The following is a 24851-nucleotide window of genomic DNA, read 5'->3' as shown; positions in this document are numbered from 1 at the left end:
CGTCCAACCTCGCCCTCACAGAGCACGGCTCGACGCGCTGAGCGCAAGGTTCCCCCCGGGAAACAGGAGGGATGCGGTCGGGTAACACCCGCCGCGCACTCTCTGGGACATGAGGACACAGACGGAGAACACGGCGCGGGTGGTGGTGATCGGCGCCGGGATGGCGGGCGCGCGGCTCGCCTCCCGGGTCCCCGGTGTCACCGTCATCGGCGAGGAGCCGCACGCCCCGTACAACCGGGTCCTGCTGGCCGAGGTGCTCGCCGGCCGGTACGAGCCGGACGTGATCGCGCTGCCGCCCGCCGAGGTGCGGCGCGGGGTGCGGGTCGTGCGGATCGACCGGTCGGACCGGCTGGTGCACTGCGACGACGGCAGCGTCATCGGCTACGAGCGCCTGGTGCTGGCCACCGGCTCCAACCCGGTCCTGCCACCGCTGCGGGGCCTAGGTCACACACTGCCGGACGGGGTGCATCCCTTCCGCACCCTCGACGACTGTCTGGCCCTGCGCGCCGCGGTACGCCCCGGAGTGCGCGCCGTCGTCATCGGCGGCGGGCTCCTCGGGGTGTCGGCCGCCCGGGCTCTGGCCGAGTGCGGCGCCCAGGTGGTGCTGGCCCAGCAGGGCGAGCACCTCATGGAGCGGCAGCTGGACCCCGAGGCGGCCGCGATGCTGCGCCGCCATCTGGAGGCCCTCGGCGTCGAGGTGCACACCGAGTGCCGGGTGCGCGGGCTGCGCTGCGCCGACGGGGAGACCCCCGCGGTGCGTGCCGTGGAACTGGCCGACGGCTATGAGCTGGAGGCCGAGCTCACGGTCCTGGCCTGCGGGGTCCGGCCCAGGGTGGGTCTGGCACAGGCGGCCGGGCTGGAGGTCCGCAAGGGCGTCGTCGTGGACGACGAGCTGCGCACCTCGGACCCGTACATCCACGCCGTCGGCGACTGCGCCGAACACGACGGCACGGTCTACGGGCTGGCGGGTGCCGCGCTCGAACAGGCCGACGTACTGGCCGAGGTGCTGGCCGGTCGCCCCGCCCGCTACGGGGGCACCCGGGCCCTGACCCGGCTCACCCTGCGCTCCCCCGCCGCGACCACCCCCGTCACCGCCGGAGCCGCCGGGGGGCTCGATCTGGCCGCCTTCGGCGACTCCCGTCCGATGCCCGGCGACGACGTGATCCGGCTGGCCGACGCCACCCGGGGTGCCTATCGCACGGTCGTCGTCCGGGGCGACCGGCTGGCCGGCGGGGTGCTGTTCGGCGATCTCGCCGCGGTCGGCACCCTCGCACGGACCTGGCAGGACGACGATCCCCTCCCCGCCGACATGTCCCTGCTCCACCTGCTCACCAACGACGGAGGCTTCTGATGCCGGTGTCCACTCCCCCGACCTCCCCCACCGCGGGCGTGCCGACGATCGTGGTCGTCGGGCACGGCATGGTCGGACAGCGGTTCCTGGAAGCGCTCGCCGACCGGGGTCTGACCGCGGCGGCGGGCACCGCCCGGGTCGTCGTGCTCTGCGAGGAGCCCCGTCCCGCGTACGACAGGGTGCAGCTGACCTCGTACTTCTCCGGGAGGACGCCGGAGGACCTCTCACTCGTCGAGCCCGGCTTCATGGAGCGGCACGGCGTCGAGCTGCGCGTCGGTGACCCGGCGGAGAGCGTCGACCGTGAGGCGCGCACCGTCACCGCGCGCTCCGGGGAGACCTTCTCCTACGACACGCTGGTGCTGGCCACCGGCTCGTACCCCTTCGTCCCGCCCGTTCCCGGCAAGGACGCCGAGGGCTGCTTCGTCTACCGCACCATCGAGGACCTCCTCGCGATCGAGGAGTACGCGAAGACCGCGAGGACCGGCGCGGTCGTCGGCGGCGGGCTGCTCGGTCTGGAGGCCGCCGGCGCGCTCAAGGGGCTCGGACTGGACACGCACGTCGTGGAGTTCGCCCCCCGGCTGATGCCGGTGCAGGTCGACGACGGCGGCGGCGCCGCGCTGCTGCGCACCATCGAGAACATGGGCCTCTCCGTCCACACGGGTGTCGGCACCCAGGAGGTCACCGCGGGCGCGGACGGCCGGGTGGACGGCATGGCGCTGTCGGACGGTTCCTCGCTGGAGACGGACCTCGTCGTCTTCTCCGCCGGTGTGCGCCCCCGGGACCAGCTGGCCCGCGACTGCGGTCTGGCGGTCGGCCCGCGCGGCGGCATCGTCGTCGACGAGGAGTGCCGCACCTCCGACCGCGACGTCTTCGCGATCGGTGAGTGCGCCCTGGCCTCCGACGGCCGGGTCTACGGCCTGGTGGCCCCGGGCTACGAGATGGCGGTGGCGGTCGCCGAGGTGATCGCGGGCAACGCGGCCTCCTTCACCGGCGCCGACCTCTCCACGAAGCTGAAGCTGCTCGGTGTGGACGTCGCCTCCTTCGGTGACGCCCACGGCGCGGCCGAGGGCTGCCTCGACGTCGTGTACGCGGACTCCCGCTCGGGCGTCTACAAGAAGCTGGTGATCGGCCAGGACGGCACCCTGCTCGGCGGCGTCCTCGTCGGTGACGCCGACCAGTACGGCACGCTCCGGCCGATGACCGGTACGGTCCTGCCGGTCGCCCCGGAGCAGCTGGTCCTGCCGGCGGGCGCGGGCGGCCCGGTGACGCTCGGCCCGTCCTCGCTCCCCGACGAGGCCGTGATCTGCTCCTGCCACAACGTCACCAAGGGCGCGATCTGCGAGCACACCACGCTGCCCGAGGTGAAGAAGTGCACCAAGGCCGGTACGGGCTGCGGCAGTTGCGTCAAGGTGATCGGTCAGCTGCTGCCGCAGCCCGAGGACCAGGGGCTGTGCGGCTGCTTCGCGTACACCCGCACCGAGCTGTACGAGATCGTCCGCACCCTGGGCATCACGTCGTACGCCGACCTCCTGGACTCGCACGGCCGTGAGGGGGCCCGTGGGGGTGACGGCTGCGAGGTCTGCAAGCCGACGGTCGGCTCGGTCATCGCTTCGCTGGCCCCCACGGTCGGTGCCAGCGGCTATGTCCTGGACGGCGAGCAGGCGGCGCTGCAGGACACCAACGACCACTTCCTGGCCAACCTCCAGCGGAACGGCTCCTACTCGATCGTGCCGCGCATCCCCGGGGGTGAGATCACCCCGGAGAAGCTGATCGTGATCGGCGAGGTGGCGCGGGACTTCGGCCTCTACACGAAGATCACGGGCGGTCAGCGCATCGACCTGTTCGGCGCCCGCGTCGACCAGCTGCCGCTGATCTGGACCCGTCTGGTGGACGCGGGCTTCGAGTCCGGGCACGCGTACGGGAAGTCGCTGCGCACGGTGAAGTCCTGTGTGGGGCAGACCTGGTGCCGTTACGGCGTCCAGGACTCGGTCAGGATGGCCATCGACCTGGAGCTGCGCTACCGCGGCCTGCGCTCACCGCACAAGCTGAAGTCGGCGGTCTCGGGCTGCGCCCGGGAGTGTGCGGAGGCCCGTGGCAAGGACTTCGGGATCATCGCCACGGCACAGGGCTGGAACCTCTACGTCGGCGGCAACGGAGGCGCCACCCCGCGCCACGCGGACCTGCTCGCCCAGGACCTCTCCGACGCCGAACTCGTCCGACTCATCGACCGGTTCCTGATGTTCTACATCCGCACGGCGGACCGCCTGGAGCGCACGTCGACGTGGCTGGACCGGATCGAGGGCGGCCTGGACCACGTCCGTGACGTGGTCGTCCACGACTCGCTGGGCCTCTGCGACGAGCTGGAGCGGCTGATGGCCGACCACGTCGCCGGCTACCGCGACGAGTGGGCCGAGACCATCAACGACCCGGAGCGGCTGCGCCGCTTCGTCACCTTCGTCAATGCCCCCGACGCCCCGGACCCCTCGGTCAGGTTCGTCGCGGAGCGCGACCAGGTCAAGCCGGACCTGGACATCCTCGCGGGCCCGGTGCTCGCCATCCGTACTCTTGAAGGGACCCCCTCCTGATGACGACCCGGACGACGGAAACGGCGCAGGACACCCGGACGATCCAGCTCGCGGACGGGGACGGCTGGCTCACGGTCTGCGACCGTGCGCTGCTGACCCCCGGGCGCGGTGTGGCGGCGCTCCTCCCTGACGGCCGTCAGGTCGCCCTGTTCGTGGACCGGTCGGGGCGCGCGTACGCGATCGACAACCGTGACCCGTTCACCGGTGCGTACGTCCTCTCCCGTGGCCTGGTCGGCTCCTCGGCGGGGCGGCCGTTCGTGGCGTCGCCGCTGCTGAAGCAGCGCTTCGACCTGGAGACGGGCGCCTGTCTGGACGACGACGACGTCACCGTGCCGGTCTTCCCGGTCCGCGCCGACTGACTCCGTTCCGTTCACCGGGCGTTGACGCTCCGTCAACTACGCGCCTCTACTGTCCTGACGTTCGACCCGCCGGGCCGACCGGACCGGCGGGCCAGCACGTCACCCGTGGAGTGATCGTGGAACGTCGGACCTTCTTGCGCACAGCGGTGATCGGCAGCTCGGCGGCTGCCTTCGGCGGCACCCTGTGGCGGGGTGCCGCCTCCGCCGACCCGGCCCAGCCGGCCGTCGGCCCCTATGGTGCGCTGCAGGCGGCCAACAGCAACGGCATCCTGCTGCCGAGCGGCTTCACCAGCAGGATCATCGCCCGCTCGGGGCAGGCCGTCCCCGGCACCTCGTACACCTGGCACAGGGCACCGGACGGCGGTGCCACCTTCACCGACGGCAGCGGCTGGATCTACGTCTCCAACGCGGAGGTGTCCGCGAGCAGCGGCGGCGGGGCGAGCGCGGTGCGCTTCGACTCCTCCGGGAACGTCACCTCCGCCTACCGGATCCTGTCCGGCACGAACACCAACTGCGCGGGCGGCCGCACCCCGTGGAACACGTGGCTCTCCTGCGAGGAGGTCACACGCGGCTTCGTGTACGAGACGGACCCGTGGGGTGTGAACGCCGCCGTGCAGCGCCCCGCGATGGGCCGGTTCAAGCACGAGGCGGCGGCCGCGGACCCCGACCACGGCTATGTCTATCTGACCGAGGACGAGACGGACGGCCGCTTCTACCGCTTCCGTCCCACCACGTGGGGCAACCTGTCGTCCGGCACGCTCCAGGTGCTGGTGGCGGGCACCGGAACCTCGGGCCCCGTGACCTGGACGACGGTCCCCGACCCGGACGGTTCGCCCACCCAGACCCGCTACCAGGTCTCCGGCGCCAAGGTGTTCAACGGCGGCGAGGGCTGCTTCTACGCGGCGGGCACCTGCTGGTTCACCACCAAGGGCGACAACCGGGTGTGGGCGTACGACGCGAACGCCTCGTCCCTCTCGCTCGCCTACGACGACTCGCTCGTCACGGGCGGCGCCCCGCTGACCGGTGTCGACAACGTCACCCGAGCCGCGTCCGGTGACCTGTACGTCGCGGAGGACGGCGGGAACATGGAGATCTGCCTGATCACCCCGGACGACACCGTCGCCCCGTTCCTGCGGATCAGCGGCCAGTCCGGCTCGGAGATCACCGGTCCGGCCTTCTCACCGGACGGCAGGCGTCTCTACTTCTCCTCGCAGCGCGGGACGAGCGGGAGCTCGTCCGGCGGCATCACCTACGAGGTCACGGGCCCGTTCCGCGGCTGAGTGCGCTCCCCGGGGCAGCGGCGGTGACGCCGCTGCCCCGTCGGGTGTCAGACCTGTCCCTCGACCGCGGCCGGGTCCATCCACACGACCTCCCAGATGTGACCGTCCGGGTCCTGGAACGAGCGGCCGTACATGAAGCCCTCGTCCATCGGGTCGTTGGCGGGCGACCCGCCGTTGGCCAGCGCGGCGTCGGCCAGCTCGTCGACCTTCTCGCGGCTGTCCGCGCTGAGGGCGAGGAGGACCTCGGTCGTCCTCGACGCGTCGGCGATCTCCTTCTTGGTGAAGTCCTTGAAGCGCGGTTCGCTGATGAGCATCGAGAAGATCGTGTCGCTGATGACCAGACACGCCGTCGTCTCGTCGCTGAACTGCGGGTTGAAGCCGAAGCCGAGCTTCGAGAAGAAGTTCTTCGACGTCTCGAGGTCCTTGACCGGCAGGTTCACGAAGATCATCTGAGGCATGGTTCCCACTCTTCCGTCCAGCACCCCGGGGTGCTCCGGGCGCGCTCCGTACGAGCGCTCACGAGAGGTAGACGACGGCGGCGCGCAGAACTCATCGCTCCGGGCTCCAGGAATTCTCAGGGCACCGCGAGTGGGGCTCCGCCCCTGATCAGAGCCGCTCCCAGCGGCGTGAGGGTGTGGAGGACCGAGCTGCCATGGCGCAGGGTGCGGACCAGGCCCGCCTCGCGCAGCACACAGGCGTGCTGGCTCGCCGAGGCCAGGGAGACCCCGGTCCTGCGGGCCAGCTCGCTCGTCGTGCAGCCGTTGCCTATCGCCCGCAGGACCGCGGAGCGGGTGTGCCCCACGAGCCGGCCGAGCCAGGGGCCGGGCTCGGCCGCGGCCGGGGCTCCGGGGTGGGTGACGGGGTAGACGAGCACCGGTGGCAGGACCGGGTCGCGGTAGACGACGGGGGTGCCCCGGCAGAAGTACGACGGCTGCAGGAGCAGCCCTCGCCCGTCGAGGCGCAGTTCCCGGTCGACGGGGTAGTCCGCCTCCAGCACGGGAGCGCGCCAGCGGATCATGGGCGGCAGGGTGGCCAGGAGCTCGTCCGCGCCGCCGTCGAGCAGGGCACGGCCCCGGACGGCCCGGTCGGCCTCGATGCTCGCCCGGACATGGGGCCAGTACGGCTCGACCGCGGCGCGGTGATAGGTGCGCAGGGCGGAGATGAGCCGTCCCAACGGCTCCGTACGCCCATCGGCCAGGACCTCCGGCAGCGCGCCGGAAGGCCGGCGCGTGAGGGGGGAAGCCGCGGCCAGCAGACCGAGGTCCTCACGGATGCGGTCCGTGGGGGTGTCGCGCAGCGCCTCCGTTCCGGCGTCGAACCCGAATGGCTCGGTGCCTCCCCCGGAGGGCGTCAGAAAGTCCGGAAAATAGCCGCGGGGCGGAACGACGGCGGAGAGCAGACGTGCTTCACCATTCAACCGAGCGCGGGATTCCTTCCGCCATTTCCCGAACACCGTGGAACCCCGCCGGTCTCTCAGCCGGTGGAAACTCAGAATGGTCTCCCACATCGCGTCCGGTCTCGTGGCCATCCGCACGCGCGAAAGGTCCACCCCGGACACATGGATACGCAGCACCGTTCCCCCACCTGTTGCACCCGCAATTCCCCCCACCGAAGCGTATGCACGACGTCACAGGAGGTCACCACGGGGTTTCGGCCACAGTTGAAATGTCTCGCCCGTGTCCCCGCCACCCGAAAGGCTGTACGACGTCGGGTGCGCATCCGGCGTCACCGAAAGAGCGGGTGGGGGCCGTGGGGGGCTTTACCCGTTCGGCGGCGGTGAACGACGGTGCGGCTCCGCGCCCGGCAAGGGTAAGCGGGTGCGGTCCGGGGGCGGGGATCCCCGGGCCGCACCCAGGCCTTACATCCCCTGAGTTTGCGCGGCGAACGGTAAAGGACCGACCGCCGCGCCTGGTTCGCCTTTCCATTGACGAAGCGGCGGCACCCCCGCACAGGGTGCCGCCGCTTCCGGGTAATCCGGCTCCGCCGGCGGACCGGTGAGGGTCCCGTGATCCGCCGACGGGTGCCGGAGTCGTGCCGAGGCCCGGCGGTCAGCGGCTGTCGCTGCCCCGCGGCCCAGCGGCGGCCCGGCCCGCTTCCAGCCGGGCCACCGGAATGCGGAACGGCGAGCAGGAGACGTAGTCCAGGCCCACTTCGTGGAAGAAGTGCACCGACTCGGGGTCCCCGCCGTGCTCGCCGCAGATGCCGAGCTTGAGGTCGGGGCGGGTGGCCCGGCCCGCTTCCACGGCGCTGCGCACGAGGGCTCCGACGCCGTCCTTGTCGATGGTCTCGAAGGGCGACACCCCGAAGATGCCCTTCTCCAGGTACGCGGTGAAGAACGAGGCCTCCACGTCGTCGCGGGAGAAGCCCCACACCGTCTGGGTGAGGTCGTTCGTGCCGAAGGAGAAGAACTCCGCGGCCTCGGCGATCTGGCCTGCGGTCAGTGCGGCACGGGGCAGCTCGATCATCGTGCCGATGCTCAGCTTCAGCTGCGTGCCGGTGGCCGCCTCGACCTCGGCGATGACGCCGTCGGCCTCCTCGCGGACGATCTCCAGCTCCTGGACCGTGCCGACGAGCGGGATCATGATCTCGGCGCGCGGGTCGCCCTTGGCGTTCATGCGCTCCGCCGCCGCCTCCGCGATGGCCCGGACCTGCATCGCGAACAGCCCCGGGATGACCAGGCCCAGACGGACACCGCGCAGGCCCAGCATGGGGTTCTGTTCGTGCAGCTTGTGCACGGCCTGCAGGAGGCGCAGGTCGTTCTCGTTGGCGTCCTTGCGGGACTCGGCGAGCGCGACCCGCACGGACAGCTCGGTGATGTCGGGCAGGAACTCGTGCAGCGGCGGGTCGAGCAGCCGGACGGTGACGGGCAGCCCGTCCATCGACTCGAACAGCTCGATGAAGTCGGCCTTCTGGAGCGGCAGGAGCGCGTCCAGGGCGGCCTCGCGCTCGTCGTCGGTGTCCGCGAGGATCAGCTTCTCGACCATCTCGCGGCGCTCGCCGAGGAACATGTGCTCGGTGCGGCACAGGCCGATGCCCTGCGCACCGAAGCGGCGGGCCCGCGAGGCGTCCTCGGCGTTGTCCGCGTTCGCCCGTACGCGGAGACGGCGTACCCGGTCGGCGTACGCCATGATCCGGTGCACGGCGGCGACGAGCTCGTCGGCGTCGTCGGCACCCGCGTGCATGCGGCCCTCGAAGTACTCGACGACCGGGGACGGCACGACGGGTACCTCGCCGAGGTACACCTTGCCGGTGGAGCCGTCGACGGAGACGAGGTCGCCCTCCTCCACGACGGTGCCGCCGACCGTGAGCCGGCGGCGCTTGGTGTCGACCTCGATCTCCTCCGCGCCGCAGACACAGGTCTTGCCCATGCCGCGGGCCACGACGGCGGCGTGCGAGGTCTTGCCGCCGCGCGAGGTCAGGATGCCCTCGGCGGCGATCATGCCGTCGAGGTCGTCGGGGTTGGTCTCGCGGCGGATGAGGATGACCTTCTCGCCCGACCGCGACCACTTGACGGCGGTGTACGAGTCGAAGACGGCCTTGCCGACGGCCGCGCCCGGCGACGCGGCGATGCCGCGCCCCAGCAGGACGGTGCTGGCCTCGTCGTCGAAGCGCGGGAACATCAACTGGGCGAGCTGCGCGCCGTTGACCCGCTGGAGCGCCTCGGCCTCGTCGATGAGGCCCTGGTCGACGAGCTGGGTGGCGATCCGGAAGGCGGCACCCGCGGTGCGCTTGCCGACCCGGGTCTGGAGCATCCAGAGCTGGCCGCGCTCGATGGTGAACTCGATGTCGCAGAGATCCTTGTAGTGGGTCTCCAGCGTCTCCATGATCTTCATCAGCTGGTCGTACGACGTCTTGTCGATCGACTCCAGCTCGGCGAGCGCCACCGTGCTGCGGATGCCCGCCACGACGTCCTCGCCCTGCGCGTTCTGGAGGTAGTCGCCGTAGACGCCCTGGTGGCCGCTGGCCGGGTCACGGGTGAAGGCGACGCCCGTCCCGGAGTCGGGGCCGAGGTTACCGAAGACCATCGAGCAGATGTTGACGGCGGTGCCCAGGTCGCCGGGGATGCGCTCCTGGCGTCGGTAGAGCTTGGCCCGGTCGGTGTTCCACGAGTCGAAGACCGCCTTCACGGCCAGGTCCATCTGCTCGCGCGGGTCCTGCGGGAAGTCCCGCCCGGCGTCCCGGGTGACGATCTTCTTGAACTGCCTGACCAGCTTCTTCAGGTCGGCTGCGTCGAGGTCCACGTCGACCGTGACGCCCTTGGCCTCCTTCGCGTCCTCCAGCGCCTCCTCGAAGAGGTCGCCGTCGACGCCGAGCACGGTCTTGCCGAACATCTGGATGAGACGGCGGTAGGAGTCCCAGGCGAAGCGCTCGTCGCCGGCCTGCGCGGCGAGGCCCACGACCGAGGCGTCGGAGAGACCGATGTTGAGGACCGTGTCCATCATGCCGGGCATCGAGAACTTCGCACCCGACCGCACCGAGACCAGCAGCGGGTCGTCGGCCTGGCCGAGGTTCTTGCCCATCCGCTTCTCGAGCGCCTCCAGGTGCGCACCGACCTCGTCGCGCAGCTCGGCCGGCTCGTCACCACTGTCGAGGTAGACCTTGCACGCCTCGGTGGTGATGGTGAATCCCGGAGGGACGGGCAGCCCGAGGTTGGTCATCTCGGCGAGGTTGGCGCCCTTGCCACCCAGAAGGTCTTTCAGATCCTTGTTGCCCTCGGTGAAGTCGTAGACGAACTTCTGGGGATCTTTGTTTTCCGACACGGGTCTCGACTCCTCGAGGACGCGGTGGCTGCCCTGACGGCGAGGAACATACCCAGATCGAAGGTGTCTGGGTACGGCCACCTGCGCGTCATGCGGCCTCAACCACCCGTCCGCCAGCAGATCGAAAGTAACGCGCGGGTACGCCAGGAGGAGGGAGGGAGTTCATCTCTTGAAGCCATCATCACGCAACGCATGCGGCGAGGGGGCGTACACGCACGCAGAGCGACGGACGGTTTGATCGATCAAAGTAAATCGACCTGGCACCCAGTGCCACCATTTGAGAAGTACAGCATCCAAACGAGCGCTCATTTGAGCCGAACACCCCTCAAGGGTGGCGAGAATCACGCCCCCGATCGCGCCCGGATGTCACCATCCGGACGCTTGCGCGACAACAGCGCACCACCTTGCAGCTACGACCGGGGAACCGAGCGTGACATGCGACGTGGGAACGAGGGCGAGCACGGGCGACCGGCGCGGCGCCGACAGGAGGCGTCCCGAATCCCACGTAAAAAGCCCGCTCATATGAGCGAACTTTCTGCGGGGCACTCGGTGCCCTCGGCACAGGTGACGGCTCAGCCGCCCGAGGTGTCCAGCTCCGCGTCGGCGCTCACGCCCGCGCAGTCGTACGGGTCCTTGAGCCAGCCGTCCGGCAGCGCCACCCGGTTGTTGCCGGAGGTACGCCCTCGGGGGCCGTCCGCGCCGTCCGGCCAGGGCTGGTCCAGGTCGAGCTCCTGGAGCTGTCCGCCCAGCTCCTCCAGCGACGAGGTGACCGCGAGCTTCCTGCGCATGTCCGAGCCGACGGCGAAGCCCTTGAGGTACCAGGCCACGTGCTTGCGGAAGTCGATCACGCCACGGCTCTCGTCGCCGATCCACTCCCCCAGGAGCGTCGCGTGGCGCAGCATGACGTCCGCGACCTGGCGCAGGGCGGGCGCCTGACGCGTCCCCGTGCCCTCGAAGGCGCTCACCAGGTCACCGAAGAGCCAGGGGCGCCCGAGACAGCCACGGCCCACGACGACGCCGTCGCAGCCCGTCTCGCGCATCATCCGCAGGGCGTCGTCGGCGCTCCAGATGTCGCCGTTGCCGAGGACGGGGATCTCCGGCACGTGCTCCTTGAGCCGTGCGATGGCGTCCCAGTCGGCGGTGCCGCCGTAGTGCTGGGCGGTGGTCCTGCCGTGCAGGGCGACGGCGGTGACGCCCTCCTCGACGGCGATGCGCCCGGCGTCGAGGTAGGTGGTGTGGTCGTCGTCGATGCCCTTGCGCATCTTGATGGTGACCGGCAGCTCACCCGCCTGTGCCACGGCCTCACGGAGGATCGCGCGGAGCAGGGGCCGCTTGTACGGGAGTGCGGAGCCGCCGCCCTTGCGGGTGACCTTGGGGACCGGGCAGCCGAAGTTCAGGTCGATGTGGTCGGCGAGGTCCTCGTCGACGATCATGCGGACCGCCTTGCCGACGGTGACCGGGTCCACTCCGTACAGCTGGATGGAGCGCGGCGTCTCGCTCGCGTCGAAGTGGATGAGCTGCATGGTCTTGTCGTTGCGCTCGACCAGTGCCCGCGTGGTGATCATCTCGCTGACGAACAGTCCCTTGCCGCCGGAGAACTCACGGCACAGGGTGCGGAAGGGCGCGTTGGTGATGCCGGCCATGGGGGCGAGCACGACCGGCGGCTGCACGGTGTGCGGGCCGATCCTGAGCAGCGGGAGGGCGGGGGCGAGCGTGGTCATGGCCCCATTGTCCCGCACCCGGACGGCGGCACGTGCGGGGCCCGTGCGCGCCGGGCCCCGCACGGTGAGGTGAGACAGGGACACGGTCACGGGCCCGGATCACCGAGGTGGTCCGGGCCCGTGGTCGTGCGGGTGGTGCGAGGAGGTCAGCTCTCGGCCGGTGCGTCCTGCGCGGGTGCGGCCTCGGCGGCGCGCTCACGCATCTTGCGCACCAGCTCCTGCTTCTTGTCCTCGGCGGCCTTGCGGTCGTCGTTGCGTGCGGGGTTCGCACCCTGCTGTTCGGCGCGGGACAGCTTCTTGCGCTGTCCGCCCACGCCGAGGAGGTTGTTGCGGCTCTTGGCCACGGGGTTCTCCCATTCGTGGAGGTGAGGAAGTGTGGATGACGTGTGGTCTATCGATCCGATGGGCGACGGGCGTTCGGGCCCGTCGCGCGCTCACTCGTAGATCTGGAAGAACGAAGACATGCGGAAAAGGTACCCCGGCCGGCGGGGCACCTCATCCGGTTATTTCCGGCCGTCCCCGGCGCCGGCTCAGGCGGTCGGGTCGACCGTGGCCGGTGGGCCTCGGTCAGGTGCTCCTCGGCCTTCAGCCAGGGCAGGAACTGCGCGCTCTTACGCCATCCGCAGGTGTCGCAGGTCAGCTGCCGCTGCATCCCCGACTTCCGCACGTGGACGACGTGTTCACGGCCGTGCTGGTCCCATCTGCTGACCTTGCTCGTGGTCATGGACGGCATCCTGGCCTCCTGTGGACGAGAGCGCCCAGTCTGCACGAAGCCCCCGGTTCCGTGCGCCGGAACCGGGGGCTTCCTGGTGAGGAAAGGGTGCGGTCAGCAGCCCAGGAGACGGGAGCCGAGGTAGCTCTGGATCTGGTCCAGGGAGACGCGCTCCTGCTTCATCGTGTCGCGCTCACGCACGGTCACCGCGTTGTCGTCGAGGGTGTCGAAGTCGACGGTGACGCAGAACGGCGTACCGATCTCGTCCTGACGGCGGTAACGGCGGCCGATGGCGCCCGCGTCGTCGAACTCGATGTTCCAGTTCTGCCGCAGGTCGGCGGCGAGGCCCTTGGCCTTCGGCGACAGCTGCGGGTTGCGGGACAGCGGCAGGACGGCGACCTTGACCGGCGCGAGGCGCGGGTCGAGGCGCATCACGGCACGCTTCTCCATGACGCCCTTGGCGTTGGGCGCCTCGTCCTCGCTGTACGCGTCGAGGAGGAACGCCAGCAGCGAGCGGCCGACACCGGCCGCGGGCTCGATGACGTACGGCGTGTAGCGCTCGCCCTTCTCCTGGTCGTAGTAGGAGAGGTCCGTGCCGGACGCCTTGGAGTGCGCCGTGAGGTCGTAGTCCGTGCGGTTGGCGACGCCCTCCAGCTCGCCCCACTCGCTGCCGCCGAAGCGGAAGCGGTACTCGATGTCAGCGGTGCGCTTGGAGTAGTGGGAGAGCTTCTCCTTCGGGTGCTCGAACCACCGCATGTTCTCCTCGCGCAGGCCCAGGCCGGTGTACCAGTTCCAGCGCTGCTCCATCCAGTACTCCTGCCACTCCTCGTCCTCGCCCGGCTTGACGAAGAACTCCATCTCCATCTGCTCGAACTCGCGCGTGCGGAAGATGAAGTTGCCCGGAGTGATCTCGTTCCGGAAGGACTTGCCCATCTGCGCGATGCCGAACGGCGGCTTCTTGCGCGAGGTCTGCTGCACCTGGCCGAAGTTGGTGAAGATGCCCTGGGCGGTCTCGGGGCGGAGGTAGGCGACCGAGCCGGAGTCCTGCGTCGGGCCGAGGTGGGTGGAGAGGAGACCCGAGAACTGCTTGGGCTCGGTGAAGGTGCCCTTGTTACCGCAGTTGGGGCAGTTGAGGTCGGCCAGGCCGTTCACGGGCGGCTTGCCGTGCTTCTCCTCGTACGCCTCCTCCAGGTGGTCGGCGCGGTAGCGCTTGTGGCAGGAGGTGCACTCGGTGAGCGGGTCGGAGAACGTGGCGACGTGGCCGGAGGCGACCCAGACCTCGGGGGCGAGGATGACCGACGAGTCGAGACCGACCACGTCCTCGCGCGCGGTGACCATGTAACGCCACCACTGGCGCTTGAGGTTCTCCTTCAGCTCGACGCCCAGCGGCCCGTAGTCCCAGGCGGCCCTCTGGCCGCCGTAGATCTCACTACAGGGGTAGACGAAGCCACGGCGCTTGCTCAGGCTGACGATGGTGTCGATCTTGTCGGCGGCCACGGTGCTCTCTTCATTACGACGGCGAAATGGGACAGGGGACGGCGCGAAGCGCCTCGGTGGGGGGTGGTGCTCAGGAGTCGGGCGGGCGAATGCCCCAGATTACCGGCGGGCGCACCCCCCGTATCAAATCGGTGAGGTGCATCGCGGTCATGGGGCTCGGTTCCGGGCATCTCATCAGCCTTGTTGACAATCGTTTCCACATTTGTTGACAATGAATGTCATGAACGTACGTCGCCTCATACCCACCGCCGCCGTCGCGGGAGCAGTCGCCCTCGGCCTCACCGCGCTCTCCGCCTGCTCCTCCTCCGACGCGGCCGAAGGAGGGGACGCCGGCGGGAACGGCGGCAAGCTGGACGTGGTGGCGTCCTTCTACCCGATGCAGTTCCTCGCCGAGAGGATCGGCGGATCCCACGTCTCCGTCACCTCGCTGACGAAGCCGGGCGTGGAACCGCACGATCTGGAACTCTCCCCCCAGCAGATCGGCGGTCTGAGCGACGCCGACTACATCCTCTTCCTCAAGAACATCCAGCCCGCCGTCGACGACGCCGTCGCGCAGGCAGGTGTCAAGAACACCGTGGACGCCGCCGGCCTCACCACGCTCGAGAGCCACGGCGCCGAGGTCGACGGCCACGACCACGGTTCCGAGGAGCACGCGGGCGAGGAGCACGCCGACGAGCACGAGGGCGAGGAGCACGCCGACGAGGCGGCCCTCGACCCGCACGTCTGGCTGGACCCGGTGAAGTACGCGGAGGTCGCCGAGGGCGTCGGGAAGTCCCTGGAGAAGGCCGACCCCGACAACGCCGCGGACTACCGCAAGAACACCGAGACCCTCGTCGCCGAGCTGAACAAGCTGGACAAGACCTTCGAGGCCGGGCTGAAGAACACCGCCACGAAGACGTTCATCACCACGCACTCCGCCTTCGGGTACCTCGCCGAGCGCTACGGCCTCACCCAGGAGGGCATCGCCGGCCTCGACCCCGAGACCGAGCCCAGCCCGGCCCGGATCGACGAGATCCACCACGTCGCCGAGGAGAACAAGGCGACCACCGTATTCTTCGAGACGCTCGCCAGCGACAAGACCGCCAAGACCTTGGCGAAGGACCTCGGCCTGAAGACCGGAGTCCTGGACCCGCTGGAGGGAATTACCGACAAGTCCGCGGGCGCTGACTACATCGAGGTCATGGAGTCCAACCTGGCCGCGCTGCAGAAGGCCCTCGGCGCGAAGTGACCCGCGCAGTACCCCGACCGACCGCAGCACCGGAGGCGATCATGCCTGAACCCAGTACGCCGGAACCCGTGATCAGCATGCGCGGTGCCACGGCGACGCTCGGTGCGCGCCCGGTGCTGCGCGGGGTCGACCTCACCGTCCACCGCGGCGAGGTCGTGGCCCTGCTCGGGGCGAACGGCTCCGGCAAGTCCACCGCCGTGCGCTCCGTCATCGGCCAGGTGCCGCTCACCGGCGGGACCGTCGAGCTGTTCGGCACACCGCTGCGCCGCTTCCGGCAGTGGGCCCGCGTCGGGTACGTCCCGCAGCGCACCACGGCCGCCGGTGGTGTCCCCGCGACGATCCGCGAGGTCGTGTCCTCCGGACGGCTGTCACGTACGAGGTTCGGGCTGCTGGGCAGGGCGGACCGGGCGGCGGTGGACCGGGCCGTCGAGCTCGTCGGCCTCACCGACCGCGCCAAGGACTCCGTGGACGCCCTCTCCGGCGGTCAGCACCAGCGGGTGCTGATCGCCCGCGCGCTCGCCGCCGAGCCCGAGGTGCTGATCATGGACGAGCCGATGGCGGGCGTCGACCTCGCCAGCCAGGAGATCCTGGCCACGACACTGCGCGAGCAGGTGGCGGGCGGGGCCTCGGTACTGCTCGTCCTGCACGAACTCGGCGCCCTGGAACCGCTCATCGACCGGGCGATCGTCCTGCGCGACGGCTGTGTCCTGCACGACGGACCGCCCCCCGAGGCCGTGGGCCAGCACGCCCTGCCCGGCCACGACCACGTACACCCCCACGCGGCCTCCGAGCCCGTCCGGACGGGACTGCTGAGCTGATCATGCTGGAATTCCTGAACCCTCCCTTCATGCAGCGCGCACTGATAGCCGCCGTCCTCGTCGGGATCACCGCCCCGGCCATCGGCATCTATCTGGTCCAGCGCCGCCAGGCCCTGATGGGCGACGGCATCGGCCACGTCGCGATGACCGGTGTCGGCCTCGGCTTCCTGCTCTCCACCAACCCGGTCTGGATGGCGACGCTCGTCGCCGTGGCCGGTTCCGTCGTGATGGAACTCATCCGCTGGTACGGACGCACCCGCGGCGACATCGCCCTGGCCATGCTGTTCTACGGCGGTATGGCGGGCGGGGTGATGCTGATCAACCTCTCGGACACCGGCTCCAACGCCAACTTGACCTCGTACCTCTTCGGCTCCCTGTCGACGGTCTCCGAGGAGGACGTCACCGCGATCGTCGTACTGGCCGCCTTCGTGGTCCTGGTCACGGTGGGTCTGCGGCGGCAGCTGTTCGCGGTCAGCCAGGACGAGGAGTTCGCCCGGGTCACCGGCCTTCCGGTGCGGGTGCTGAACCTGCTGGTCGCCGTGACCGCCGCGGTCACCGTCACCGTGGCGATGCGGGTCGTGGGCCTGCTGCTCGTCAGCGCGCTGATGGTGGTGCCGGTCGCCGCCGCCCAGCAGATCTCGAAGTCCTTCAAGGTGACGTTCGTCCTGGCCGTCGTCATCGGTACGGCCGTCACCCTGGCCGGCACCGTGACCTCGTACTACCAGGACGTACCGCCCGGCGCGACGATCGTGCTGCTCGCCATCGCCGCGTTCGTCCTGCTGACCGCGCTCGCCACGCCGCTGGCGCGCAGGCGCGCCAAGGACCGTGAGAGCGAGGCGGACCGGTGCACCCTGGAGGTACCGGGGGCCCGTCCGACGTCGGACGACGTACGGGTGTGACCGTGCCCACGGGACGGGCTGGCACAATGGCCCGACACACGTACGGGCGACATGAGGAGGCAGCTGTGGCAACGGCGCCGATCAGTGGCACGAACGCGGCTCCGGTACGCGGCCGGTCCACCCGGCAGCGGGCGGCGGTCGCTGCGGCGCTCGACGAGGTCGACGAGTTCCGCAGCGCTCAGGACCTGCACGACGTACTCAAACACCGGGGCGACTCGGTCGGGCTGACGACGGTCTACCGCACGCTCCAGTCGCTCGCCGACGCCGGCGAGGTCGACGTGCTGCGCACGACGGACGGCGAGGCCGTCTACCGGCGCTGCTCGACGGGTGACCACCATCACCACCTGGTCTGCCGCGTCTGCGGCAAGGCCGTCGAGGTCGAAGGTCCGGCCGTGGAGCAGTGGGCCGAGACCATCGCGGCGCAGCACGGCTACGTGAACGTGGCCCACACCGTGGAGATCTTCGGGACCTGCTCGGACTGCGCGGTCGCCAAGGGCTGATCACGGGCTCACGAAGACCCGGAGGGGGCCCCGGTACCACCGGGGCCCCCTCCGGACGTGTCAGGTGAGGTTCTCCGCCTTGACGATGTCCTCGGCACCGCCGAAGCGGCGGTCGCGCCGGGCGAACTCCAGGCAGGCGTTCCACAGGTCGCGACGGTCGAAGTCCGGCCACAGGACGTCCTGGAAGACCATCTCGGCGTACGCGCTCTGCCAGATCAGGTAGTTCGACGTGCGCTGTTCCCCGCTGGGGCGCACGAACAGGTCCACGTCCGGCATGTCCGGGTAGTAGATGTACTTCGCGAACGTCTTCTCGTTGACCTTCGAGGGGTCGAGCCGGCCCGCCGCGACGTCCTCCGCGATGCGCTGCGCGGCATCGGCGATCTCGGCCCGTCCGCCGTAGTTGACGCAGAAGTACAGCGTCATTTTGTCGTTGTCCTTCGTCTGCTCCTGGGCCACCTGGAGCTCCTGGACGACGGACTTCCACAGCTTCGGCATGCGGCCGACCCAGCGGATGCGGATGCCGAGCTCGTCCATCTCGTCGCGGCGGCGGCGGATGACGTCGCGGTTGAAGTTCATGAGGAACTTCACCTCGTCCGGCGAGCGCTTCCAGTTCTCCGTGGAGAACGCGTACAGCGAGAGGTTCTTCACGCCCATCTCGATACAGCCCTTGAGAACGTCCATGACGACGCCCTCACCGACCTTGTGGCCCTCGGTGCGCGGAAGTCCCCGCTCCTTGGCCCAGCGGCCGTTACCGTCCATCACGACGGCGACGTGCTTGGGCACGAGCTCGCCGGGGATCTTCGGCGGGGTGGCGCCGGAGGGGTGCGGCTCGGGGGTCTTGTAGTCACGTCGGCTACGGCCGCCGAGCATCCCGCGTACTGCCATGGGCTTCTCTCGTCTCCCTGAGATCATTTCTCTACATACCGCAGCGAGCGCAGGCCGCGCTCCAGATGCCAGTGCAGATAGGCGGACACGAGCCCGCTCCCCTCCCTGACATGACGCGCCTCGGACGCGTCCGCCGTCTCCCAGTCGCCGGTGAGCAACGCGCTCAGCAGTTCGACGGCCTCCGCCGAGGGTACGACGCTGCCGGGCACCCGGCAGTCGCCGCACACGACGCCGCCCGCCGCGACGGAGAAGAACCGGATCGGTCCGGGCATACCGCACCTGGCGCAGTCGACGAAGCTCGGGGCGTAGCCGTTGACCGCGAGGGAGCGCAGCAGGAACGCGTCCAGGATGAGATGCGGCGCGTGCTCGGCGCGCGCCAGGGTGCGCAGCCCGCCGACGAGCAGGAGGTACTGCTGGACCGCGGGTTCGCCCTCGTGGTCGGTGAACCGCTCGGCGGTCTCCAGCATCGCGGTGCCGGCGGTGTAGCGGGCGTAGTCGGAGACGATGCCGCCGCCGTACGGCGCGATCGTCTCGCTCTGGGTGCACAGCGGAAGGCCGCGGCCGATCAGTTCGCTGCCGCGCGCGAAGAACTGCACGTCCACATGGGAGAAGGGTTCGAGCCGCGCCCCGAATTTGGACTTGGTGCGGCGCACCCCGCGCGCCACGGCACGCACCCGGCCGTGGCCCCGGGTCAGGATCGTGATGATCCGGTCGGCCTCGCCCAGCTTCTGCGTACGCAGCACGACGCCGTCGTCCCGGAACAAGCTCATACGCCCATTGTCGCGCACCGGGGCGCCTGGAACGCCCCGGGACCTACGAGGGCGTGCGCGCCGCCTCCAGCAGCTTCGCGGTGTCGGCGGGGCAGAGCTGGAGCGCGCCGCCCACCGTCGTCAGCACCTGGCGCTCCGCCTGGCTGTACGGGCCGTCGGCGAGCGCGATCCTGGCGCCCCGCAGCAGCACCGCCTCCCGGCCGGCCACGGCCAGGTGCGGCGCGAGCGGCTCCAGCACCTCGTGGAGCTCGATGGCGAGGGCGGCGCCGCAGGCCTCGGCCGCCGGGTCGGCCCCGTCACCGGCCCCGGCCTCGGCGGCGAGCACCTCGGCGATGGTGAAGAGCTGCTCCTGGGAGCAGTCGTCGAGTCCCGCGTCGCGGACGGTGGCCGCGGCGGTCTCCAGGACCGTGCGGGAGGTGGTGCCGCCCGCGGCGAGCACCGCCAGCGTGACGGTGTGCACGGCCTCCCGCAGCATGGCGGAGAAGCGGGTGGTGGTGGGGCGGTCGAGGGCGTCGGGAGCGAAGTGCGTCCCGCAGGCGGCGCATTCGACGACGGGTCCCGCGGTGCCACGGGCCAGCAGGGGCAGCCCGAGCACGGTGAGACGGTGACGGCCCGTGAGACGGCGGTAGTTGCGGTCACCCCCGCAGCACGGGCAGAAGAACTCTCCGTCACCGACGGTGTCCCAGACGGTACGGATGCCGTAGATGCGCAGTCTCATGGCACGTTTCCCTGTGGCTGCCCGCACGTCGCACACCTCCGTGACTCCACGGCAACATTGCCGCAATGGACGTGATGTTAGCCACACGCATGATGTGGCGTCAGCATCTCTGACGTCACAACACCTGGATATGGCCGAACCCCGCCCACCCTGGGCGGGTGAACGGGGCTCACGGGCCGGGCAGTTCGGCGGCGTATCGGGTGTTTGCCCGGAATGCCGCCTACCGGTGTCAGCGGGTCGCGCGGTTGACCGCGGAGACGACCGCCTTGAGCGAGGCGCGCGTGGTGTTGGCGTCGATACCGACGCCCCACAGGACCTTGCCGTCGATCGCGCACTCGATGTAGGAGGCGGCCTGCGCGCTCGCGCCCTCACTCATCGTGTGCTCGGTGTAGTCCAGCAGACGGGCGTCGATGCCGATGGCCTGCAGCGCTTCGAAGAACGCGGAGATCGGTCCGTTGCCCGTACCGGTCAGCACCGTGTCCGCGCCGTCGACGGTGGCTTCGACGGTGATCGTGTCCTGACCGTCGGAACCGATGGTCGTCTGACCGGAGCGGATCTGGACGCGCCCCCAGGCGTTCTCCGGGCTCGGCAGGTACTCGTCGCGGAAGGTCGACCAGATCTCGGCCGGCGTGACCTCGCCGCCCTCGGCGTCGGTCTTGGCCTGAATGATCCGGGAGTATTCGATCTGCATCCGGCGCGGCAGGTCCAGCTTGTGGTCGTTCTTCAGGACATAGGCGATTCCGCCCTTGCCGGACTGCGAGTTGACCCGGATGACGGCCTCGTAGGAGCGGCCGACGTCCTTCGGGTCGATCGGCAGGTACGGCACCGCCCACTCGAGGTCGTCGACGGTCTTCCCCCGGGCCGCGGCGTCGGCCTCCATGGCGTCGAACCCCTTCTTGATGGCGTCCTGGTGGGAGCCGGAGAAGGCGGTGTAGACCAGGTCGCCCGCGTAGGGGTGGCGCGGGTGGACCTCCATCTGGTTGCAGTACTCGCTGGTGCGGCGGATCTCGTCGATCTGCGAGAAGTCGATCTGCGGGTCGACACCCTGCGAGAAGAGGTTCATGCCCAGGGTGACCAGGTCGACGTTGCCGGTGCGCTCCCCCTGGCCGAACAGGCAGCCCTCGATGCGGTCCGCGCCGGCCATGATCGCCAGCTCGGCGGCGGCGACGGCGGTGCCGCGGTCGTTGTGCGGGTGGACCGACAGGCACACGTAGGCGCGGCGGGTCAGGTTCCGGGACATCCACTCGAAGCGGTCCGCGTGGGTGGACGGCGTCGAACGCTCCACGGTGGCGGGCAGGTTGAGGATGATCTCGCGGCCCTCCTCCGGCTGCCAGACGTCGCAGACGGCCTCGCAGACCTCCAGGGCGAAGTCCAGCTCGGTGTCCGTGAAGATCTCCGGGCTGTACTGGTAGCCGAAGATCGTCTCGTCGCCCAAGATCTTGTCCGCGTACTCCATGACCAGGCGGGTGCCGTCCACGGCGATCTGCTTGACCTCCTCCTTCGATCCGCGGAAGACCACGCGGCGGAAGGTGGGGGCGGTGGCGTTGTACAGGTGGACGGTGGCACGGCGGGCGCCGACCAGCGACTCGACGGTCCGCTCGATCAGTTCCTCGCGGGCCTGCGTCAGGACGGAGATCGTCACGTCCTCGGGGATCGCGCCCTCTTCGATGATGGAGCGTACGAACGCGAAGTCGGTCTCGCCGGAGGACGGGAAGCCGACCTCGATCTCCTTGTAGCCCATGCGTACGAGCAGGTCGAACATCTCGCGCTTACGGGCCGGCGACATGGGGTCGATCAGCGCCTGGTTGCCGTCGCGCAGATCGGTGGACAGCCAGCGGGGCGCCCGGGTGATGCGGTTGTCCGGCCACGTGCGGTCGGAGATGTCCACGGCCTCGTAGCCGCGGTACTTGTGGACCGGCATCCCGGACGGCTTCTGCAGCTGCGTGGCGTTGGTCACCGGGGTCGGTCCACCGACGGGGGCAGGGGCGTTCTCGGCGGAATTCACGGCAGTCATGGCGTACGGCTCCTCTGAGGTCCAGCAGGGGCGGCCGACTGTGTCGCTGCACCAGCGAACTCCGCGGGGAGGGAGCCGGCCTACGACTACAGGCCCTCGCCGCGGCAGCTAAGAAGGAGCAGCCCGAAACGCATGATGCGGCAACACTAACCGAGGGGCGCCTGGTGCGTCGGCCCGTATCAGTATGCGGGATCGGGCTCTCGTGAAGGCAGAACGGTGATACATCACTCCATTTCGTCAATTGCGATCGCAACCAGTGACAGCGCGATGACGGAGTGCCACAGTCATTTGCATGCAGCCTCGATCCAACGGGCTCCAGCCCGTCTTCTGCACCATCGTGCCGCCCCACGTCCTCGACCATCTGTCCCGGGCAGACGACCCACGCCTGGCCGATCCCGCACGGCGCACCCTGGACGCCGACGCGGCCCGGCGCCATCACCGGCGGGTGACCGCCCTGGCCCGGACGCCGGTGACCGCCCGCACCTCCGCCCCGGTCCCCACCAAGCCCCACCGCACCTTGTACGACTGCCGGCACGGCACGGACCTGCCGGGCGTCAAGGTCCGCGACGAGGGCGACGAAGCCACCAAGGACGCCAGCGTCAACCGCGCGTACGCGGGCCTCGGTGCCACGTTCGACCTGCTGCTCACCGAGTACGGCCGCAGCTCGATCGACGGCATGGGGCTGCCTCTCATCGGCTCCGTGCACTACGACGAGAAGTACAACAACGCGTTCTTCGACGGCGAGCAGATGGTCTTCGGGGACGGTGACGGAGAGATCTTCCTCGACTTCACCGTCGCCATCGACGTGATCGCCCACGAACTGGCGCACGGACTCACCCAGTACACGGCCAACCTCGCGTACCAGGGCCAGTCCGGTGCGCTCAACGAGTCCGTGTCCGACGTCTTCGGCTCACTGGTCAAGCAGTACTCGCTCGGCCAGAGCGCGGACCAGGCCGACTGGCTGATCGGCGCCGGGCTGCTCGCCCCCCGGGTCAGCGGCGTCGCGCTGCGCTCGATGAAGGCCCCGGGCACGGCGTACGACGACGACGTCCTCGGCAAGGACCCGCAGCCCGGGTCGATGGACGACTACGTCGAGACGGACGAGGACAACGGCGGGGTCCACATCAACTCCGGCATCCCCAACCGGGCCTTCTACCTGCTGGCCACGGCACTCGGCGGTAACGCCTGGGAGCGGGCGGGCCGGATCTGGTTCGACGTGCTGACCGGCGGGGAGCTGACCCAGGACGCGTCCTTCACCGACTTCGCCAAGCTCACCGTCGCGGCGGCGCAGCACAGGTTCGGGGAGGGCGACGAGGCCGAGGCGGTGCTCAAGGCATGGTCGGAGGTGGGGGTGCCGACCCGCTGACCGGGTAGAGGAACACGGGGTCGTCCGGGCGGGGTCAGGCAGGAGCCAGTACGCATGCGCATTCAGGTGAGCCGGACCGGCGGGTTCGCCGGCATCGCACGGCACGGCGAGGTCGAGACCTCGGGGCGGCCCGACGCCGCTGAGTGGGAGGCCCTGGCCGAGGCGGCGCTCGCCGACGGCCGGGGTGGCCCGCCCGCGCGCGTGCCCGACGGCTTCCGCTACCGCATCACGGTGGACGACCGCACGGTCGACTGCGCGGATCCACGTCTGACCGATGCGCAGCGGACACTGATCTCCCGGGTCCTCGAAGAGGGCGCGTAGGCCCTGACCCGCCCCTGGGCCGGCAGGGCCCGGGAGGCCGGCCTCAGAACCCCAGCTTGCGCAGCTGCTTCGGGTCGCGCTGCCAGTCCTTGGCGACCTTCACGTGCAGGTCCAGGAAGACCGGCGTGCCGAGCAGCGCCTCGATGTGCTTGCGCGACTTCGTGCCGACGTCCTTGAGCCGCTTCCCCTTGGGGCCGATGATGATGCCCTTCTGGCTGGGCCGCTCGATGTAGACGTTCGCGTGGATGTCCAGCAGCGGCCTGTCCGCCGGACGGTCCTCGCGCGGCAGCATCTCCTCGACGACGACCGCGATGGAGTGCGGCAGCTCGTCCCGTACGCCTTCCAGTGCCGCCTCGCGGATCAGCTCCGCGACCATGACCATCTCGGGCTCGTCGGTGAGGTCGCCCTCCGGGTAGAGCGGGGGGCTCTCCGGCAGCAGCGGGGCGATCAGGTCGGCGAGCAGGCTCACCTGCTGGTCCTTGACGGCCGAGACCGGGATGATCTCCGCCCACTCGAAGCCGAGCTCCTCGGCCAGCGCGGAGACGGCGAGGAGCTGCTCGGCGAGTGCCTTGGACTCGACCAGGTCGGTCTTGGTGATGATCGCGATCTTCGGGGTCTTCTTGATCCCGGCGAGTTCCTTGATGATGAACTTGTCGCCCGGGCCGAGCTTCTGGTCGGCGGGCAGGCAGAAGCCGATGACGTCGACCTCGGCCCAGGTGGTCCGCACGACGTCGTTCAGCCGCTCCCCGAGCAGCGTGCGCGGCTTGTGGAGGCCGGGCGTGTCCACCAGGATCAGCTGGGCGTCGTCGCGGTGCACGATGCCCCGCACGGTGTGCCTGGTGGTCTGGGGGCGGTTGGAGGTGATCGCCACCTTCTGACCGACCAGAGCGTTCGTGAGGGTGGACTTGCCCGCGTTGGGGCGGCCCACGAAGCAGGCGAAGCCGGCCCGGTGGGGGGCGGTGTTCTCAGCCTGCTGCGCAGCAGCTTCTGTGTTCGGTCGAGCGCTCATGGCGCCCATTCTCCCCGATCCGCGCGGCGGCGTTGCACAGCAGGGCGCCGCCGCACCG

Annotated in this window: 21 protein-coding genes and 1 pseudogene; 10 read left to right on the top strand and 12 right to left on the bottom strand. The window is 70.1% G+C overall.

Translation table 11 applies throughout. The annotated features are described in order from the left end of the window. The first annotated feature begins 109 nt into the window (after positions 1 to 109). From ABT001_RS15570 to ABT001_RS15555, 4 genes are all read left to right on the top strand, one after another. Entirely contained in the window at positions 110 to 1351 is a 1242-nt protein-coding gene (locus ABT001_RS15570) for an NAD(P)/FAD-dependent oxidoreductase (RefSeq protein WP_351277091.1), read from the top strand. Continuing rightward, a complete protein-coding gene (gene nirB / locus ABT001_RS15565) occupies positions 1351 to 3936 on the top strand; it encodes a nitrite reductase large subunit NirB (RefSeq protein WP_351277088.1) in 2586 nt (861 codons plus the stop codon). Before ABT001_RS15570 ends, nirB begins: the two co-directional genes overlap by 1 nt. Continuing rightward, on the top strand, positions 3936 to 4295 hold the full coding sequence (gene nirD, locus ABT001_RS15560; protein ID WP_351277085.1) for a nitrite reductase small subunit NirD: 360 nt from the start codon (positions 3936 to 3938) through the stop codon (positions 4293 to 4295). The genes nirB and nirD overlap by 1 nt, the downstream gene beginning before the upstream one ends. A gap of 116 nt (positions 4296 to 4411) precedes the next feature. Beyond that, positions 4412 to 5575 (top strand): alkaline phosphatase PhoX, encoded by a 1164-nt coding sequence (locus ABT001_RS15555; RefSeq protein ID WP_351277082.1) that lies wholly within the window; start codon positions 4412 to 4414, stop codon positions 5573 to 5575. Positions 5576 to 5622: 47 nt separating this feature from the next. On the opposite strand, the gene ABT001_RS15550 is transcribed toward ABT001_RS15555, so the two are convergent. The 7 genes and pseudogenes from ABT001_RS15550 to ABT001_RS15520 form a co-directional block, all read right to left on the bottom strand. Continuing rightward, the gene (locus ABT001_RS15550; RefSeq protein WP_351277079.1) at positions 5623 to 6033 is read right to left on the bottom strand and encodes a VOC family protein; all 411 of its coding nucleotides are present in this window, start codon (positions 6031 to 6033) and stop codon (positions 5623 to 5625) included. Positions 6034 to 6149: 116 nt separating this feature from the next. Beyond that, complete coding sequence (locus tag ABT001_RS15545; protein ID WP_351277076.1) at positions 6150 to 7148, bottom strand: ArsR/SmtB family transcription factor; 999 nt, start codon at positions 7146 to 7148, stop codon at positions 6150 to 6152. 475 nt (positions 7149 to 7623) lie between these two features. Beyond that, complete coding sequence (ppdK, locus tag ABT001_RS15540) at positions 7624 to 10335, bottom strand: pyruvate, phosphate dikinase (protein WP_351277074.1); 2712 nt, start codon at positions 10333 to 10335, stop codon at positions 7624 to 7626. A gap of 572 nt (positions 10336 to 10907) precedes the next feature. Then, positions 10908 to 12056 (bottom strand): tRNA dihydrouridine synthase DusB, encoded by a 1149-nt coding sequence (dusB, locus tag ABT001_RS15535; protein ID WP_351277072.1) that lies wholly within the window; start codon positions 12054 to 12056, stop codon positions 10908 to 10910. A 146-nt stretch (positions 12057 to 12202) separates the two neighbouring features. After that, a complete protein-coding gene (locus ABT001_RS15530; RefSeq protein ID WP_351277069.1) occupies positions 12203 to 12400 on the bottom strand; it encodes a DUF6243 family protein in 198 nt (65 codons plus the stop codon). A 186-nt stretch (positions 12401 to 12586) separates the two neighbouring features. Next, positions 12587 to 12789, bottom strand: a pseudogene (locus tag ABT001_RS15525) (hypothetical protein). A 93-nt stretch (positions 12790 to 12882) separates the two neighbouring features. Then, the gene (locus tag ABT001_RS15520) at positions 12883 to 14265 is read right to left on the bottom strand and encodes a glycine--tRNA ligase (RefSeq protein ID WP_351277066.1); all 1383 of its coding nucleotides are present in this window, start codon (positions 14263 to 14265) and stop codon (positions 12883 to 12885) included. A gap of 220 nt (positions 14266 to 14485) precedes the next feature. Here ABT001_RS15520 and ABT001_RS15515 point away from each other — a divergent pair, with 220 nt between their 5' ends. The 4 genes from ABT001_RS15515 to ABT001_RS15500 all read left to right on the top strand — a co-directional run bounded on the left by ABT001_RS15515 (position 14486) and on the right by ABT001_RS15500 (position 17710). Continuing rightward, the gene (locus ABT001_RS15515; protein WP_351277064.1) at positions 14486 to 15493 is read left to right on the top strand and encodes a metal ABC transporter substrate-binding protein; all 1008 of its coding nucleotides are present in this window, start codon (positions 14486 to 14488) and stop codon (positions 15491 to 15493) included. A 41-nt stretch (positions 15494 to 15534) separates the two neighbouring features. Then, complete coding sequence (locus tag ABT001_RS15510; RefSeq protein ID WP_351277061.1) at positions 15535 to 16311, top strand: metal ABC transporter ATP-binding protein; 777 nt, start codon at positions 15535 to 15537, stop codon at positions 16309 to 16311. After that, positions 16311 to 17210, top strand: a complete 900-nt coding sequence (locus tag ABT001_RS15505; protein ID WP_351277217.1) for a metal ABC transporter permease — start codon at positions 16311 to 16313, stop codon at positions 17208 to 17210. Before ABT001_RS15510 ends, ABT001_RS15505 begins: the two co-directional genes overlap by 1 nt. Before the next feature lie 65 nt (positions 17211 to 17275). Next, positions 17276 to 17710, top strand: a complete 435-nt coding sequence (locus ABT001_RS15500; RefSeq protein ID WP_351277058.1) for a Fur family transcriptional regulator — start codon at positions 17276 to 17278, stop codon at positions 17708 to 17710. A 60-nt stretch (positions 17711 to 17770) separates the two neighbouring features. Here the strand turns inward: ABT001_RS15500 and ABT001_RS15495 are convergent, their stop codons facing one another. From ABT001_RS15495 to leuA, 4 genes are all read right to left on the bottom strand, one after another. Further along, positions 17771 to 18595 carry an isoprenyl transferase gene (locus ABT001_RS15495; protein WP_351277056.1) on the bottom strand — a complete coding sequence of 275 codons (825 nt, stop codon included), beginning with the start codon at positions 18593 to 18595 and terminating at the stop codon, positions 17771 to 17773. Positions 18596 to 18618: 23 nt separating this feature from the next. After that, a complete protein-coding gene (gene recO / locus ABT001_RS15490) occupies positions 18619 to 19365 on the bottom strand; it encodes a DNA repair protein RecO (RefSeq protein WP_351277054.1) in 747 nt (248 codons plus the stop codon). A 43-nt stretch (positions 19366 to 19408) separates the two neighbouring features. Further along, complete coding sequence (locus ABT001_RS15485; protein WP_351277051.1) at positions 19409 to 20083, bottom strand: TerB family tellurite resistance protein; 675 nt, start codon at positions 20081 to 20083, stop codon at positions 19409 to 19411. 229 nt (positions 20084 to 20312) lie between these two features. Next, positions 20313 to 22097 (bottom strand): 2-isopropylmalate synthase, encoded by a 1785-nt coding sequence (leuA, locus tag ABT001_RS15480; protein ID WP_351277049.1) that lies wholly within the window; start codon positions 22095 to 22097, stop codon positions 20313 to 20315. Between the two features lie 292 nt (positions 22098 to 22389). On the opposite strand from leuA, the gene ABT001_RS15475 reads away from it, so the two are divergent. Both ABT001_RS15475 and ABT001_RS15470 read left to right on the top strand, forming a co-directional pair. Beyond that, on the top strand, positions 22390 to 23463 hold the full coding sequence (locus ABT001_RS15475; RefSeq protein ID WP_351277047.1) for a M4 family metallopeptidase: 1074 nt from the start codon (positions 22390 to 22392) through the stop codon (positions 23461 to 23463). A 54-nt stretch (positions 23464 to 23517) separates the two neighbouring features. Beyond that, positions 23518 to 23784 (top strand): protealysin inhibitor emfourin, encoded by a 267-nt coding sequence (locus ABT001_RS15470; RefSeq protein WP_351277044.1) that lies wholly within the window; start codon positions 23518 to 23520, stop codon positions 23782 to 23784. A 43-nt stretch (positions 23785 to 23827) separates the two neighbouring features. Here the strand turns inward: ABT001_RS15470 and era are convergent, their stop codons facing one another. Then, the gene (gene era / locus ABT001_RS15465; RefSeq protein ID WP_351277041.1) at positions 23828 to 24802 is read right to left on the bottom strand and encodes a GTPase Era; all 975 of its coding nucleotides are present in this window, start codon (positions 24800 to 24802) and stop codon (positions 23828 to 23830) included. Between the last annotated feature and the right edge of the window lie 49 nt (positions 24803 to 24851).

The organism is Streptomyces sp. NPDC002793 (assembly GCF_040295485.1).
GTDB lineage: Bacteria > Actinomycetota > Actinomycetes > Streptomycetales > Streptomycetaceae > Streptomyces.
Note: the sequence above shows the minus strand (reverse complement) of the source record. Positions and strands in the feature narration are given on the sequence as shown.